General features: G+C 72.2%; 14 protein-coding genes. 8 read left to right on the top strand and 6 right to left on the bottom strand.

The genetic code is table 11. The annotated features are described in order from the left end of the window. Positions 1-168 precede the first annotated feature (168 nt). A complete protein-coding gene (locus ACWDD7_RS32670) occupies positions 169-1,623 on the bottom strand; it encodes an MFS transporter (RefSeq protein ID WP_450460042.1) in 1,455 nt (484 codons plus the stop codon). A gap of 152 nt (positions 1,624-1,775) precedes the next feature. On the opposite strand from ACWDD7_RS32670, the gene ACWDD7_RS32665 reads away from it, so the two are divergent. The 3 genes from ACWDD7_RS32665 to era all read left to right on the top strand — a co-directional run bounded on the left by ACWDD7_RS32665 (position 1,776) and on the right by era (position 4,194). Continuing rightward, positions 1,776-2,597 carry a helix-turn-helix transcriptional regulator gene (locus ACWDD7_RS32665; RefSeq protein ID WP_392212771.1) on the top strand — a complete coding sequence of 274 codons (822 nt, stop codon included), beginning with the start codon at positions 1,776-1,778 and terminating at the stop codon, positions 2,595-2,597. A 38-nt stretch (positions 2,598-2,635) separates the two neighbouring features. Continuing rightward, a complete protein-coding gene (locus tag ACWDD7_RS32660; RefSeq protein WP_351880545.1) occupies positions 2,636-2,995 on the top strand; it encodes a cytidine deaminase in 360 nt (119 codons plus the stop codon). Positions 2,996-3,240: 245 nt separating this feature from the next. Beyond that, positions 3,241-4,194 (top strand): GTPase Era, encoded by a 954-nt coding sequence (gene era / locus ACWDD7_RS32655; protein WP_351880548.1) that lies wholly within the window; start codon positions 3,241-3,243, stop codon positions 4,192-4,194. Between the two features lie 48 nt (positions 4,195-4,242). Here the strand turns inward: era and ACWDD7_RS32650 are convergent, their stop codons facing one another. Further along, positions 4,243-5,496: an MFS transporter gene (locus ACWDD7_RS32650; protein ID WP_450460041.1), complete on the bottom strand. Its 1,254-nt coding sequence runs from the start codon at positions 5,494-5,496 to the stop codon at positions 4,243-4,245. After that, positions 5,493-6,809 carry a GH1 family beta-glucosidase gene (locus ACWDD7_RS32645; protein ID WP_351880554.1) on the bottom strand — a complete coding sequence of 439 codons (1,317 nt, stop codon included), beginning with the start codon at positions 6,807-6,809 and terminating at the stop codon, positions 5,493-5,495. Before ACWDD7_RS32645 ends, ACWDD7_RS32650 begins: the two co-directional genes overlap by 4 nt. 174 nt (positions 6,810-6,983) lie before the next feature. Here ACWDD7_RS32645 and ACWDD7_RS32640 point away from each other — a divergent pair, with 174 nt between their 5' ends. Further along, positions 6,984-8,000 (top strand): hypothetical protein, encoded by a 1,017-nt coding sequence (locus tag ACWDD7_RS32640; RefSeq protein WP_450460040.1) that lies wholly within the window; start codon positions 6,984-6,986, stop codon positions 7,998-8,000. 33 nt (positions 8,001-8,033) lie between these two features. Here the strand turns inward: ACWDD7_RS32640 and ACWDD7_RS32635 are convergent, their stop codons facing one another. Beyond that, the gene (locus ACWDD7_RS32635) at positions 8,034-8,300 is read right to left on the bottom strand and encodes a protealysin inhibitor emfourin (protein WP_450460039.1); all 267 of its coding nucleotides are present in this window, start codon (positions 8,298-8,300) and stop codon (positions 8,034-8,036) included. Between the two features lie 24 nt (positions 8,301-8,324). After that, entirely contained in the window at positions 8,325-9,392 is a 1,068-nt protein-coding gene (locus ACWDD7_RS32630) for a M4 family metallopeptidase (RefSeq protein WP_450460038.1), read from the bottom strand. Between the two features lie 373 nt (positions 9,393-9,765). Here ACWDD7_RS32630 and leuA point away from each other — a divergent pair, with 373 nt between their 5' ends. The 3 genes from leuA (at position 9,766) to ACWDD7_RS32615 (ending at position 13,698) form a co-directional block, all read left to right on the top strand. Further along, on the top strand, positions 9,766-11,487 hold the full coding sequence (gene leuA / locus ACWDD7_RS32625; RefSeq protein WP_392212586.1) for a 2-isopropylmalate synthase: 1,722 nt from the start codon (positions 9,766-9,768) through the stop codon (positions 11,485-11,487). A 185-nt stretch (positions 11,488-11,672) separates the two neighbouring features. After that, entirely contained in the window at positions 11,673-12,368 is a 696-nt protein-coding gene (locus tag ACWDD7_RS32620) for a TerB family tellurite resistance protein (RefSeq protein ID WP_351879239.1), read from the top strand. A 109-nt stretch (positions 12,369-12,477) separates the two neighbouring features. After that, entirely contained in the window at positions 12,478-13,698 is a 1,221-nt protein-coding gene (locus ACWDD7_RS32615; protein WP_450460037.1) for a sialidase family protein, read from the top strand. Here the strand turns inward: ACWDD7_RS32615 and ACWDD7_RS32610 are convergent. Further along, positions 13,665-14,285, bottom strand: a complete 621-nt coding sequence (locus ACWDD7_RS32610; RefSeq protein ID WP_450460036.1) for a ScbR family autoregulator-binding transcription factor — start codon at positions 14,283-14,285, stop codon at positions 13,665-13,667. The genes ACWDD7_RS32615 and ACWDD7_RS32610 overlap by 34 nt on opposite strands. Before the next feature lie 332 nt (positions 14,286-14,617). Between ACWDD7_RS32610 and ACWDD7_RS32605 the strand changes: the two genes are divergently transcribed. Further along, the gene (locus tag ACWDD7_RS32605) at positions 14,618-15,325 is read left to right on the top strand and encodes an HAD family hydrolase (protein WP_351879230.1); all 708 of its coding nucleotides are present in this window, start codon (positions 14,618-14,620) and stop codon (positions 15,323-15,325) included. The last annotated feature ends 32 nt before the right edge of the window (positions 15,326-15,357 follow it).

Genomic DNA, 15,357 nt, shown 5'->3' with positions numbered 1-15,357 from the left:
AGCAGGTTGTGCCGGTAGTAGAGGTGCCGCCGGCCGTCGAGGGTGAGCGGTAGCGTCAGCTCCTCGGTGTCGGCCAAAGCGCGGGTGCGCGTGTGCCGCGCGCAGCGAGATCGTCCAGACCCTGGACTGAGGTCGGCCCCTGGACCGAGTCCGGAGCCCGGTGCGAGTTCAGGCCCCGGACCGGCCCCGGCGCAGGCCCAGCCCGATCAGGGCCGCGGCGCCGAGCACGATCGCCGCGTCCAGCGCGACCACCGTGCGCACACCGGACAGCAGATCGCCTGAGGTGGTGGCCAGCACGCCCAGCAGCGGGATGCCGACCGTGATGCCGACCTGCTGGGTGGAGGTCACCAGGCCGGTGGCCAGGCCCTGTTCCGTGTCCGGGACGCCCGAGGTGACCGTCAGGCCGTACGCGATGATCGCGCCCAGGTGGCACATGCTGGCCAGGGCCACCGCGGCCGTGGCGAGCCACACCGACCACCCGTGGCGGTCCAGCAGGAGCAGGGTCGCGATCAGCACGCCCTGGCCGGTCAGCGAGCCGACCAGGGTGCGGCGGGCGCCGAGGCGGCCGATGACCTTCGGGGCGAGGGTGCCGGCGACGACGGACAGCAGACCCTGGAAGCCGAAGACCAGACCCGTCTCGAAGGCGGACAGGCGCAGGATCACCTGGAGGTACAGGGTCAGCACGAAGACGATCGTGGACATCATCGAGAAGGTGACGAGTCCGCCCAGGTTGCCCCACGCCACCGTGCGCCGGCGCAGCATCGGCAGGGAGACCAGGGGCGCGGCCGAGCGGGATTCCACGATCGCGAACACGGTCAGCAGCACGAGTCCGGCGATCAGGGCCGCGACGACGTCGGCGCGGCCGAAGCCGTGGTCGGCGGCGGTGGACAGGGCGTAGATCAGGGACAGCAGTCCGGCGGTGACGGTGACCGCGCCGGGCACGTCCAGGCGGGGGCGGTCCGGGACGGGGGCACCTGACACGCCTTCGGGGCCATGGGGGAGCGATTTCGGCAGCAGGACCGGCGCCGGCGGCAGCACGATCAGCGCGAACAGCGTCAGCAGGGCCATCGTGGAGCGCCAGCCGAAGGTGTCGGTGAGGGTGCCGCCCGCGACCATGCCGATGGTGAAGCCCAGCGACAGCAGGGTGCCGGAGATGCCGAGGGCGCGGTCGCGGGCCGGGCCCTCCGGGAAGGTGGTCGTCAGCAGGGACATGCCGGTCGGTACGATCGCCGCCGCACCGAGCCCTTGCAGGGCGCGTCCGGCGAGGAAGGAGGCCGGGTCCCAGGCGAGGGTGGACAGCAGCGAGGCCGCGCCGAACAGGGCCAGTCCGGTCAGGAACAGCCTGCGGCGCCCGAAGAGGTCGCCGACGCGTCCGAACAGCAGCAGGAAGCCGCCGGAGGGCAGCGCGAACGCGGTGACGGCCCACTGGAGCGCGGCGCGGCTCATCCCGAGGTCGCGGCCGAGGTCGGGCAGGGCCACGTTCAGCACGGAGAAGTCCAGCGCGACCATGAACTGGGCCGCGCACAGCACGAACAGGACGAGCTTGTCACGCGTCGACAGCCGGGGGATGCCGGGCGGGGTGACCGCTGTGGAGGAGGCCTGGGTGGTGGTGTCGATCGCCATGGCAAGAGCTTCGGGCGAGCGGAATACCGGTGGGGAGTCGCAACTTATGGTGGTGGTGGCACCACCAGACGGACCGGACGGGGGAGGGGCGGCACGTGCCTGCTGCTGAGGTGACGCGCAGTCATCGGCGTGACGAACTGCGGGAGTTCCTGATGAGCCGGCGCGCCCGGATCAGCCCCGAGGAGGCCGGGCTGCCGGCCGGTGGCGGCAGGCGCCGTACGCCGGGACTGCGCCGGGAGGAGGTGGCCGTGCTCGCCGGGGTGGGCGCCTCCTGGTACCAGTGGCTGGAGCAGGGGCGGGAGATCTCCGTCTCCCCGCAGGTGCTGGACGCGGTCGCCCGGGTGCTGCGGCTCAGCGACGCGGAGCGGCGGCACCTGTACCTGCTGGCCGGGCTGAACCCGCCCGCGCCCCGGGTGACGCCCGGCAGGCGGGACATGTGCGACGGGTTGCGGCGGCTGATCGACACCTGGATGCCGTACCCGGCGCACATCATGGACCTCTACTACAACTGCGTGATGTACAACGACGCGGCCGCGATCGTGCTCGGTATGCGCCCCGGCGTCACCCAGAACTGCCTGATCGACTTCTTCACCGACCCGCTGTACCGGGAGCGCAGCCAGAGCTGGGAGCGCAACGCGCGCACGGTCGTGGCGCAGTTCCGGGCCGCGTGCGCGGCGCGCCCGGACGACGAGGGCTTCCGGGAGGTGCTCGCCGAGGTGAGCGCGGCCAGCGAGGAGTTCCGGGCGCTGTGGGCCGAGCGGGACATCGAGGACCAGGGGCAGGTGCGCAAGGAGCTGTCGCATCCGCTGGCGGGGCTGCTGGTCGTGGAGTCGACGGTGCTGAAGGTGCCTGCCCGGCCCGATCTGATGATCGTGCTGCACACCCCGCTGGACGAGGCGAACACCGCGGAGAAGCTGGAGTGGCTGGCCTCCCCGGAGGGCCGGCGGGGCGCGATGTACCCCGTGGCGGGGTGAGCGTCGTACGGCTCCGTACGGCTTCGTATGCTCGGGGCATGACCGAGAGCAGCGCGCTTGACCCCGAGGACCGCAAGATCGTGACCCTGGCCCGTTCCGCGCGGGCCCGCAACGCAGTGCCCGAGGGGGCGGCCGTACGGGACGACACCGGGCGCACCTATGTCGCCGGGACCGTGGACCTGGCCTCGCTGAAGCTCAGCGCGCTGCGCACCGCCGTCGCCATGGCGGTGGCGTCCGGTGCCGCGTCGCTGGAGGCGGCGGCGGTGGTCAGCGACCTGGAGGCGGTGCCGGCCGAGGACCTGGCCGCGGTGGCCGACCTCGGGGGCGCGGGCACACCGGTGCTGCTCGCGGGGCCGGACGGCGCGGTGCGCGCCACCCTCTCCGCCGACTCCGAGTAACCGACCGAAAGGCCGGCCGGCATCCCACCTCGCCGGGTCGCGGGGCGCGCGCGTCAAGGAACGCGTACGTCCCGACGACCCGTCGGATCAGCGCCGCCGGTCCCGTGCGGTGCTGGTGGTCGTGGTGACGGTGGTGGTCGTGTGGCGGTGCGGCCGCCGGTGCGTTTCCGTGACGGCGCGGCGACGCGGCGTCACCGGAGGTTCGCGGTGCGGCGGGGGTTCCGGGATCAGGGACAATGAACGGCATGAGCGTTCGCACCCAGTCATCCGAGCAGCCGGCGGAAACCGTCCACCGTGCCGGCTTCGCCTGCTTCGTGGGCCGCCCCAACGCGGGCAAGTCCACCCTCACGAACGCTCTGGTCGGGCAGAAGGTGGCGATCACCTCGAACCGGCCGCAGACCACGCGGCACACGGTGCGGGGCATCGTGCACCGGCCCGACGCCCAGCTGATCCTGGTCGACACCCCCGGGCTGCACAAGCCGCGCACGCTGCTGGGCGAGCGGCTCAACGACGTCGTGCGCACGACGTGGGCCGAGGTCGACGTGATCGGGTTCTGCCTGCCGGCCGACCAGAAGATCGGGCCCGGTGACCGGTTCATCGCCAAGGAACTGGCCGGGATCAAGAAGACGCCCAAGGTCGCCGTCGTCACCAAGACCGACCTCGTGGACTCCAAGACGCTCGCCGAGCAGCTGATCGCCATCGACCAGCTCGGCAAGGAGCTGGGGTTCGAGTGGGCGGAGATCGTGCCGGTGTCCGCGGTCGGCTCGAAGCAGGTGGATCTGCTGGCCGACCTGCTCGTGCCGCTGCTGCCCGAGGGGCCGGCGCTCTACCCCGAGGGCGACCTCACGGACGAGCCCGAGCAGGTGATGGTCGCCGAGCTGATCCGCGAGGCGGCGCTGGAGGGCGTGCGGGACGAGCTGCCGCACTCCATCGCGGTGGTGGTCGAGGAGATGCTGCCGCGCGAGGACCGGCCCGCGGACCGCCCGCTGCTCGACATCCACGCGAACGTCTACATCGAGCGGCCCAGCCAGAAGGGCATCATCATCGGGCCGAAGGGCAAGCGGCTCAAGGAGGTCGGCATCAAGTCCCGCAAGCAGATCGAGGCGTTGCTGGGCACGCCGGTCTTCCTCGACCTGCACGTCAAGGTGGCCAAGGACTGGCAGCGAGACCCGAAGCAACTCCGCAAGCTGGGCTTCTGACCGCCTGAATCCCCCTGATCCACCCCTGATCCACCCCTGGTCCGCCCGCTAGTCCACTCCCCTGATCCGCCCCACCAGCACCGCCCCCGCCACCCCGATTCCCGCCGCCACCAGATAGAGCACCCGGTACCCGCCCGCGTACGTGACCAGCGGTGCCGCCAGGGCCGGTGCCGCTGCCTGGGGCAGGGCGTTGGCCACGTTGATGACGCCCAGGTCCTTGGCCCGGTCGAGGGCGTGCGGCAGGACGTCGGCCATCAGGGCGAAGTCGACCGAGGTGAAGACGCCGAAGCCGATGCCCAGGACGGCCGCCGCCGTCACCGCGCCTGGCCAGGTCTGCCAGCCGGACAGGGCGGCCGTCGCGAGCGCCATCAGGACGCCCGACCAGACGACGAACGGCTTGCGGCGGCCGAGCCGGTCGGACCAGACCCCGCCGACCACCACCGTCGCCAGCAGGGTCACGCCGTTCACCGCGGTCAGGATCAGGACGCCCCGGCCGGGGTCGGGGTAGTGGACGCGGTCGCGGAGGTAGTAGAGCAGGTACAGCAGCACCAGGGAATTGCTGAGGTTGATCAGGAAGCGGGTCAGCCACGCCCAGCCCAGGTCGGGGTGGCGGCGGGGGCTCAGCCAGAAGCCCGCCAGGAAGCCGCGCCAGGACCACGGGGGGCGGCTTCCGAGGGGGAGGCGGAGATCCCGGTAACGCACGACGTACGGCAGGACGCCCGCCAGCGTGCACACCGCGCAGGCCGCGTACCCCGCCCGGACGCCGCCCGCCGCCGTCGCCAGGCCCGTTCCCCCGACCACGCCGAGGATCTGCGCCGCGCCCAACCAGCCGCCCACCGCACCCCGTTGGCGGCGGGGCACCCGGTCCGGGACGGCCGCCGTCACCGCGGCGAAGGCCGCGTTCAGGGTGAACTGGACCAGACACCAGCCGAGCGCCATCGACCACGGCCCGCCCGCGCCCGCGAGCAGCAGCAGCGCCAGCGCGCCGCCCGCCGCCCCGGAGACGATCCACGGCGTGCGGCGGCCCGCACGGGCGGTCGTGCGGTCGGACAGGGCCCCGAAGAAGGGGTTCGCCAGCAGGGAGACCACCGCGCCGGTACCGGTCACCCAGGCCAGCAGCGTCTCCTTGGACATCCCGGTGCCGGGCGCGAGGTCCCTCGCCTGGGAGGCCAGGAGGATCTGGAGGGGGCCGAACCAGCCCACCCAGATCGCCCCGTTGGCCAGCGAGAGGGCCGCCGTCCAGCCCCGGCCCACCGGTTCGGCCGGCTCGGCGAGCGCGGCCGGGAGGTGGCCGGTGGTCACCTCTGGGCCCGCAGCACGTCCCGGAACCACCGGTACGACGCCTTCGGCACCCGCTCCAGCGTCTCGTAGTCCACGTGCACCAGACCGAAGCGCCGCGCGTGGCCCTCGGCCCACTCGAAGTTGTCCATGAGGGACCACACGAAGTAGCCGCGCACGTCCACCCCGGCCGTCAACGCGGCGTGCAGCGCGCGGAGATGGGCGTCCAGGTAGGCGATGCGGTCCTGGTCGTCGAGGCCCTCGTACGAGCAGCCGTTCTCGGTGATGAGGATCGGCGGCAGCCGGTCGCCGTAGCGGTCGCGGAAGCCGCACAGCAGCTCGGTCAGCCCCTCCGGGACCACCGGCCAGCCGAAGTCGGTCCGGGGGCGGTCCGCTATCTCCCGTACGGAGAAGGGAAGTCCGGCGGGTATGGGCACCCCGCCGGACTCGGTCTCCGTGCCCAGCGGGGCGCCCACCAGGGTCGGCGCGTAGTAGTTGATCCCGTACCAGTCGAGGGGTTCGGCGATCACCTTCAGATCCGCCGCGATGTCGGCTGCGGGCATCAGCTCGCCCAGCCCGTCCGGGTATTCGCCCAGCAGCACCGGCTCCGCGAAGAGGCGGTTGAGCAGCGTGTCGTAGAAGTCCGCCGCCTCCGTGTCCGCCGGGTCCGCGGAGGCCGCCCACGTCGGCCCGTGGGAGTTGGCGATGCCGATGTCGCCGGCGCCGGCCGCGCGCAGGGCGCGTACCGCGAGGCCGTGGGCGAGGAGCTGGTGATGGGCGACCGGCAGGGCGTCGAACAGCAGCCGCTTGCCGGGGGCGTGGACACCGAGGGCGTGGCCCAGGAGGGTGTGTTCGGCGGGCTCGTTGAGGGTGATCCACTTGGTGACCCGGTCACCCAGGCGATCGGCGACCACCGACACATGGTCGGCGAACCGGGCCGCCGTGTCCCGCTCCAGCCAGTCCAGGGAGGCGGGCAGGTCCCAGTGGAAGAGGGTGGCGACCGGCCGCACGCCCGCCGCGCACAGCTCGTCCACCAGACGGTCGTAGAAGTCGAGGCCGCCGGGGGAGGAGACCCGGGGCCAGGAGACGGAGAAGCGGTACGCGTCCACGCCGAGACCGGCGAGGAGGGCCACGTCCTCCGGGTACCGGTGGTAGTGGTCGCAGGTCACCGCCGCCGTCGAGCCGTCCTTCACCCGGCCCGGCGCGGCGGTGAACACATCCCACACGGAGGGCTCGCGCTCGTCGGCCGCCCCCTCGATCTGATGGGCGGAGGTCGACACGCCCCACAGGAAGCCGGCCGGGAACCGAGGAATCGGATTGCCTGCGTCAGTCGCCATGGCCGGATCATCCGTACCCCCGGTAACGAAGTCAACGCCCGTGCCGGCAGTGGCCGACGCGCGCGGGCCACTGCCAACGCCCGTGTGCCCAGGGGCTCCAGTGACCGCGCGCCTGTGGGCCGCATGGCCCAATCGACTGGCATGTCGCGCACCGCAGTTCCGAGACTGTCCCGCATGACTCACCATCAGCGGTCCACCAGGCCGCGCACACGACTGCTCACCGTGCTCGCGGCGTGTCTGCTCTTCCTGCTGGGCGGCGTGCCCGGCGCGCTCGCCGGCACCCGCCGCGACACGGCGTCCACCGACTGCATCTCCACCCCGGCCGAGTACAAGGCCGCCTGGGACGCGCGCCGGGTGCGCTGTGTGGCGCCGACCCTGTTCGGCACCACCCACACCCGGGGCGACACCACCCTCTACCCGAGCGGCTTCTGGTACGCGTGGGCGGGCTCGAACACCAACCTGGAGCGGTACCTCCAGCTGCGCAGCCGGTACGGCGACCAGCCGCCGAAGACCGGCATCGGCGTCCTGTCCTTCGTCGGCTACCCGGGGCTCGACACCTGGACCACGCCGACCGATCTGGCCGTCTACACCGTGCCGGCCCAGGTCCGCGCCCAGGTCCCGGCGTTCGAGACCTGGTTCCGGCTGCTGGACGAGAAGTTCGGCAACACCGGCGCCTACCCGCTCGCCGCCCAGCGCGACCTCGTGCTCGCCTACTCAACGCTGCGCAAGGGCGAGGACGTCGTCGGCGCCTTCCAGGACGTGACCGGCTGCCGCCGCGACCAGCTGCTCCAGGGCGCCGCCCCCTCGGCGGCCATCGGCTGCAACCGCGACTTCCTCGACGCGCTGGCCGCCGCCGGGCCCTCCCCGTACGACGGCGCCTCCTCGCCGGCCTGCTTCGCCGGCTTCCAGTCCGGCTACACCGGCCCGCGCAACGCCGCCGCCCTGCGCGCCGTCCTGTACCAGTGCCAGGACGCCGGGTTCCTCAACACCGGTGTGGGCCTCGGCTACAACACGTACGCCAACCCGTTCGTGTGCAAGCCCGCCGACGAGCAGACCGTACGACAGAGGTACACCGGGCGGGAGTTCATCCTCCCCAACGCGTCCTTCGCCGAGCTGCCGAGCCACGTCGACATCCCGCTGGACCTCGGCGACCCGGGGCAGCGCGGCTTCCTGGAGAAGGGCTACTGCTAGCGCCCCCGGCCCCTGCCGGGCGCCCCGCTCGCGCTAGGCGCCCTCCTTGAGCACCCGGGAGATCAACTCCCGCTGGTCCTCGGTCAGTCGGGGGTCGGCCGCGTACACCGTGCGGTCGTCCACCGTGATCTCGTAGCTGAAGCCGTCCGGGACACCGGCCGGCGGGGTGTCCCGGCCGGACGCGAGGGCGCGTCCGGCCAGGGAGTGCCACTCCTCGGCGTCGGGCCGGGCCGAGGTGTCCACCTCGGCCCGGCGCTCGATGCCCGCGAAACCGCCTGTGCGCCTCACCTGAATCCGCATGGGTCCAGTGTCGCAGCGCGGGCGCTACCGCGTGGGCACCCCGACCTGTTCCCACGCCTTCTGCACGGCCTGGAGCTCGTCGGCGCCGAACCGCTCGCGCGCCGCCTTCAGGGTGAGCGTGGCGAAGTCGGCGAACTGGGCGTCCGACGCCAGGTCGCCGCCGGTCAGCGTGTCGTACCAGATCTGCCCGGCCTTCTCCCAGGCGTGGCCGCCGAGTGCCTTGGCGGCGAGGTAGAAGGCGTGGTTGGGGATGCCGGAGTTGATGTGCACGCCGCCGTTGTCGCGGCCGGTGCGCACATAGTGCTCCATGGTCGCGGGCTGCGGGTCCTTGCCGAGGTTCGGGTCGTCGTACGCCGTGCCCGGGGCCTTCATCGAGCGCAGCGCGGTGCCGTGCACGCCCGGGGCGAGCAGCCCGGCGCCGATCAGCCAGTCGGCCTCGGCGGCGGTCTGGCCCAGCGCGTACTGCTTGATCAGCGAGCCGAAGACGTCGGAGAGCGACTCGTTGAGCGCGCCGGACTGGCCGAAGTACTCCAGGTTGGCGGTGTGCTGGGTGACGCCGTGGGTCAGTTCGTGCCCGATGACGTCGACCGGGATGGTGAAGTCGAGGAAGACCTTGCCGTCGCCGTCGCCGAACACCATCTGCTCGCCGTTCCAGAAGGCGTTGTCGTAGCCCTCCCCGAAGTGCACGGTGGCGTCCAGCGGCAGTCCGTCGCCGTCGATGGAGTGGCGGCCGTACACCTTCAGATACAGCTCGAAGGTGGCGCCGAGGCCCGCGTAGGCGCGGTTGACGGAGGCGTCCGAGCCCGGGTCCGAACCCTCCTCGCGGACCTTGGTGCCGGGCAGGTCCTGGGTGTGGTGGGTGTCGTAGACGGTGCGGTGCGGTTGGTCGGTGGCGGCGCCCTCGGGAAGCGCGGCGGCGGTCGCGCCGAGCACGGTGGTCAGCCGCCGCCGGGTGCGCTGGTAGGCGTCGTGTTCCAGGGAGCGGCGGGCGGGTGCCGCCACATCCGGGTCCTCGGCCCGGGAAAGCCGGTCGAGGACGTGCGGCGGCACGATCGTGCAGAAGACGGGCTCGAAGCCCCCGTTCGTCGTCATGTCATCGACCATTGCACTGAGTGATGACAAAGTCACTACTCGCAACCATGATTGGTGAAATAGCGGGACAGAGGGCCCGACGGAGCGTGACGCTGTGGTACGGCTGCGCGCCTCTCCGTGACACGCCCGCGCCACCGCTGTGGCCTGTCGCACTCTTTGCCCTGTTTATCCCCTCGGTCCCGCATACTGGACGGCGTCCCCACATCCTGAACCGCTCGGCTAGGCTGCGCAGCATCATGCGTTTCGGGCTGCTTCTCCTTAGCTGCCGCGGCGAGGGTCTGTAGTCGAGGCCGACTCCCTCCCCGCGGAGCTTCGCGTTGCGTCGTCGGCCGTCCCATTCGGACATCCGGACCCCATCGAGGAGCCACGCACCATGGCCAACCGCCAGCAGCCCAGTTCCATGCCGATCCACAAGTACGGCCGTTACGACCAGGTGGACATCCCGGACCGCACCTGGCCGGACCAGCGGATCACCGTAGCCCCCCGATGGCTCTCCACCGACCTGCGCGACGGCAACCAGGCCCTGATCGACCCGATGTCGCCCGAGCGCAAGCGCCGGATGTTCGACCAGCTGGTCAGGATGGGCTACAAGGAGATCGAGGTCGGCTTCCCCGCCTCCGGCCAGACCGACTTCGACTTCGTGCGCTCCATCATCGAGGAGGAGGGCGCGATCCCCGAGGACGTGTCCATCTCCGTCCTGACCCAGGCCCGCGAGGACCTGATCGAGCGGACCGTCGAGTCCCTCAAGGGCGCGCGGCGCGCCACCGTCCACCTGTACAACGCCACCGCCCCGGTCTTCCGCCGGGTCGTCTTCCGCGGCTCCAAGGACGACATCAAGCAGATCGCCGTCGACGGCACCCGTCTGGTGATGGAGTACGCCGAGAAGCTGCTGGGCCCGGAGACGGAGTTCGGCTACCAGTACTCGCCGGAGATCTTCACCGACACCGAGCTGGACTTCGCCCTGGAGGTCTGCGAGGCGGTCATGGACGTCTACCAGCCGGGTCCGGGCCGCGAGATCATCCTCAACCTGCCCGCCACGGTGGAGCGTTCGACCCCGTCCACGCACGCGGACCGCTTCGAGTGGATGCACCGCAACCTGTCCCGCCGCGAGCACGTGTGCCTGTCCGTGCACCCGCACAACGACCGCGGTACGGCGGTGGCGGCGGCCGAGCTGGCCGTGATGGCCGGCGCCGACCGCGTCGAGGGCTGTCTGTTCGGCCAGGGCGAGCGCACCGGCAACGTCGACCTGGTCACCCTGGGCATGAACCTGTTCTCCCAGGGCGTCGACCCGCAGATCGACTTCTCCGACATCGACGAGATCCGTCGTACGTGGGAGTACTGCAACCAGATGGAGGTCCACCCGCGCCACCCGTACGTGGGCGACCTGGTCTACACGTCCTTCTCCGGCTCCCACCAGGACGCCATCAAGAAGGGCTTCGACGCGATGGAGGCCGACGCGAAGGCCAGGGGCGTCACGGTGGACGACCTGGAGTGGGCGGTGCCGTACCTGCCCATCGACCCCAAGGACGTCGGCCGCTCCTACGAGGCCGTCATCCGCGTCAACTCCCAGTCCGGCAAGGGCGGCGTCTCGTACGTCCTGAAGAACGACCACAAGCTGGACCTGCCGCGCCGGATGCAGATCGAGTTCTCGAAGATCATCCAGGCGAAGACGGACGCCGAGGGCGGCGAGATCACCCCGAAGGACATCTGGGCGGTCTTCCAGGACGAGTACCTGCCCAACCCGGCCAACCCGTGGGGCCGCATCCAGGTCAAGACGGGTCAGTCGACCACCGACAACGACGGCGTGGACACGCTCACCGTCGAGGCCACCGTGGACGGCGAGGACCGCGTGCTGACCGGTTCCGGCAACGGTCCGATCTCGGCCTTCTTCGACGCCCTGGAGTCCATCGGCATCGACGTACGCCTGCTCGACTACCAGGAGCACACGATGAGCGAGGGCGCCTCCGCGCAGGCCGCCTCGTACATCGAGTGCGCGATCGACGGCAAGGTCCTGTGGGGTATCGGCATCGACGCGAACACGACGCGTGCCTCGCTGAAGGCGGTCGTCTCGGCCGTCAACCGCGCCGCCCGCTGATCCACCCCCACCGGGGGTTTCGAGGCTCCGGTCGCCGCGCACGGCGGCCGGAGCCCCGTCGCTTCTCGGCCATAGGGCCGGACAGGTCACAGATCGGTATCGTCCGGGGTACTGACTCAGCCTCCGTGATGTGGCTAACATCACGCCAGCGCGGCGATGGTGCCGTGCGGTGAGGGAGGTGCGACGTGCTGCCAGTACGGGGACGAGACGGCCATGACCCCAGGGTCCCGCGCATCCTGGGCACCCGCATCGCATGGACGCCCGTCGGCGACGGCGAGTTCTACTGCCCCGGCTGCGGGGGCGACCGCAACTACCAGCGGCTCACCGGACGCCGCCGGCTCACCCTGCTCGGGGTGCCGGTGCTGCCGCGTGGGACCACCGGGCCCGTCGTGGAGTGCGCCGCCTGCGGCCACCACTACGGCACCGACGTCCTCGACCACCCCACCACCCGCCGCTTCTCGGCGATGCTCCGCGACGGCGTGCACACCGTCGCGCTCGCCGTCCTCGCCGCGGGCGGCACCGGCTCCCGGGCGCCCCTGGAGACGGCCTGTGCCGCGGTCCGCGCGGGCGGCGTCGAGGACTGCACCGAGGACCAGCTCGCCGCCCTGGTCGAGGCCCTGGCCGCCGACACCGGGCGGGTCCTGGGCGAGCCCTGCGGCGCCAGCCTGACGATAGAGCTGCACGAGGCGCTGGACCCGCTCGCCCCGCACCTCGCCCCGGCGGGCCGCGAGGCCCTGCTCCTCCAGGGCGCCCACATCGCCCTCGCCGACGGCCCCTACACCCCCGCCGAACGCGACGCCCTGACCACGGTCGGCGCGGCCCTGACGCTCCCGGCCGACGACGTGACCCGGCTCCTGGCGGCGGCCCGCACCCCGTCCTGACCGCCCGGGGCCTCCCGCCGCTTCCCGCCCCTCCCGATCCGCCGTCGGTGCGCCCGGATTACCCCGAACGGAGTAGCGAGGTCCGGCCGGATCGGGGCAGCATCACGACGTGACTCCGCTGCGACGCGCCGTTCTCACCAGCCTCACGCTCCTCGCCGCCCTGGCGGCCCCCCTGCCCGCCCACGCCACGCCACTCGGCTCCCCGCAGGGCTGCGCCTCTTCCCGGCCCTACACCTCGGGACAGGGCGGGTACGCCGCCTACCGCATCCCCGCCCTGGTCCGCACCGGACACGGCACCGTCCTGGCCTTCGCCGAGGGCCGGCGCGACGGCTCCGGCGACAGCGGCGACATCGACGTGGTGCTGCGCCGCTCCTCCGACGGCGGCTGCACCTGGGGCCCGCTCGCCGTGGTGGCCGCGGGCGAGGGGGACACCCGGGGCAACCCGGCGCCCGTGGTCGACCCGAGCACCGGCACCGTCGTCCTCGTCACCTGTGGAAACCCGGGCGATGTGACGGAGGACCAGATCATGCGCGGCCAGGTCACGGCCGAGCGGGGCCGCCGGGTGTACGTCCAGCGCAGCACCGACGACGGCCGCACCTTCACCGCGCCGCGGGACATCACGGCCGACGTGAAACGCCCCGACTGGCGCTGGTACGCCACCGGTCCCGGCCACGCCGCCGCCCTCACCCGGGGCCCCCATGCCGGGCGCCTCCTCGTCCCCGCCGACCACTCCACCGCCCCGCCCGAGGGCTCCAAGGACACCGGCCGGGAGAACCGCCACTACGGCGGCCACGCCCTCTACAGCGACGACGGCGGCCTCACCTGGCACCTCGGCTTCACCGCCACCGGACCCGGCGGGGTCGTCGACGTCAACGAGACCAGTGCCACCCAACTCCCCGACGGCCGGCTCTACTTCAGCGCCCGCGACCAGTACGGCAGCGCCCCCGGCAACCGCCTCGACACCTACTCCTCCGACGGCGGCGCCACCCTCGACCGCCCCTACGCCGCCCAGCCCGCCCTCAAGGACGTCCCCGTGGTCCAGGGCAGCGTCCTCCAACTCCAGGGTGCCCGCGCCCCGCTGCTGTTCTCCGCGCCCTCCGTGCCGACCGCCCGGCGCGACCTGGCCGTGTGGTCCAGCGCCGACGCGGGCCGCACCTTCACCCGCCTGACCACCCTGAACGACGGCCCGGCCGCCTACTCCGACCTGGTCCAGCTCGGCACCGGCGAGGTCGGTGTCCTGTACGAGACGGGTTCCTACGACGGCCTGGAGTTCCGCCGGCTGACCGGGATCGGCGCTCACTCGCCCGCGGGCTCGCCGTCCCGCGGCTGAGCCTCCGGGGCGGGTCTGAGCGAGGGCAGGGTCAGCTGCCACCAGTCGGTGAGCCGGTCGGTGACGGTGGCCGCGCCCTCCAGCGCCTCGGTGAGGGAGCACAGCCCGAAGAACGCCCGCACCAGGGTCCGGGCGGTGGGCGCGGGGCGCACATGCGCGGCCAGATGGCCCGCCTGCCGGGCCTCGGCGAGCAGCCGGGTCGCGGCGGCGGTCCACAGCGCGAAGGGGTCGGGCAGGGGTGCGTCGATGGTGGCACGCTCGGCCCACAGGCGTGCGCCCGCGCGCGTCAGCGGGTCCTCGGCGAGGGCGCGGGCGATGTCGTAGCTGAGGGCGACGAGCCGGTCGACCGGCGGGACCGCCGCGTCCGCGTAGCGCGCGGTGAGCTGGGGCCAGGTGGCGAAGCGGTCCCGGACGACGGCGAGGGCGATGCCCTCCTTGCTGGCGTAGTGGAAGTAGACGGCGCCGCTGGTCCGGCCGGACCGTGCGCTTATGTCGTTGACGCTGGTGCCCGCGTATCCCTGTTCGGCGAAGAGCTGGGCGGCCGCTTCCAGAAGTGATCTGCGGGTTGTCCTGGCCCGTTCCTGCAACGTTCCGCCTGCCCTCGTCCGGCATTTCCGACGGCTTGAATGTAGTGCGCCCGCGTACGCCGGGAGCAATCAGGAATCACACTCGCGCGGTAATCACGTATTTCTTTCGAGAGTGAACGCGGCTGGGTGGTAAGGGAGTCGTCTGCACATCCCATACACCCGGACATCGCCGCCGTCCAGTCCCTCTATGGGGTTATTGCACGATTTCCCGACGGGAAAATATCGTAGTCGTCGCTATCTTTCCGTTTCCTGTGGATCGATCGGGAATGCCGCAAATCATCCACGCGTGCGCCGCACGCCGCCCCCTGTCCCTGCCACCCTAGGAGGTCACTGTGAACGCCAACCCCCGCCCACTGCTCGACTGGTCACCCCGAGCCGTCGTCTTCGACTGCGACGGCACGCTGATGGACAGCGAGCGCCACTGGCAGGAGGCCCGCAGCCGGGCCTTCCGGGAGTTCGGCCTCCAGGCGCCGCCCGGGTTCGCCGAGCAGGCCAAGGGCATGCACTACGAGGAGTGCGGCCGGCTGATGGCGGACTCGGTGCACAAACCCGAGCTGGCGGCCGGCCTGACGGGGGCGCTCCTCGACCACTTCCTGGAGCTGGTCACCGACGACCCGGTGACCATGCCGGGCGCCGTCCACCTCGTCCGGACGCTGTCCGGCCGGCTGCCCCTCGCGGTGGCCAGCAACTGCCCGATGGTGGTGGTGGAGGGCAGCCTGGAACGGGCCGGGCTGCGCACGCACTTCCAGCACATCGTCGTACCCGAGGCCGGGGACTCGGTACGTCCCAAGCCCTGGCCGGACGTGTACCTGCTGGCGGCGCGGCTGTGCGGTGTGCCCCCGCTCCAGGCGATGGCCGTCGAGGACTCCCTGACCGGGGTGGAGTCCGCCCACCGCGCCGGGCTGCGGGTCCTCGGGGTCGGTCCCCGCCCCGCCGGGAACGGCGCGGCACGGGCCGACCTGTGGCTGCCGACGTTGCGTGAGCCCGAGCTGGTCAGCTGGGCCGAGACGCGCGTGGCCGGCGGGCCGGAGCCGGACTGAGCCGGACCGTGCCAGGCGGTCGCGGGCGCGGG

The sequence above is a fragment of the Streptomyces sp. NPDC001056 genome (assembly GCF_053598955.1).
The sequence above is the reverse complement of the archived record's forward strand: the minus strand, read 5'-3'. Positions and strand labels throughout refer to the sequence as shown.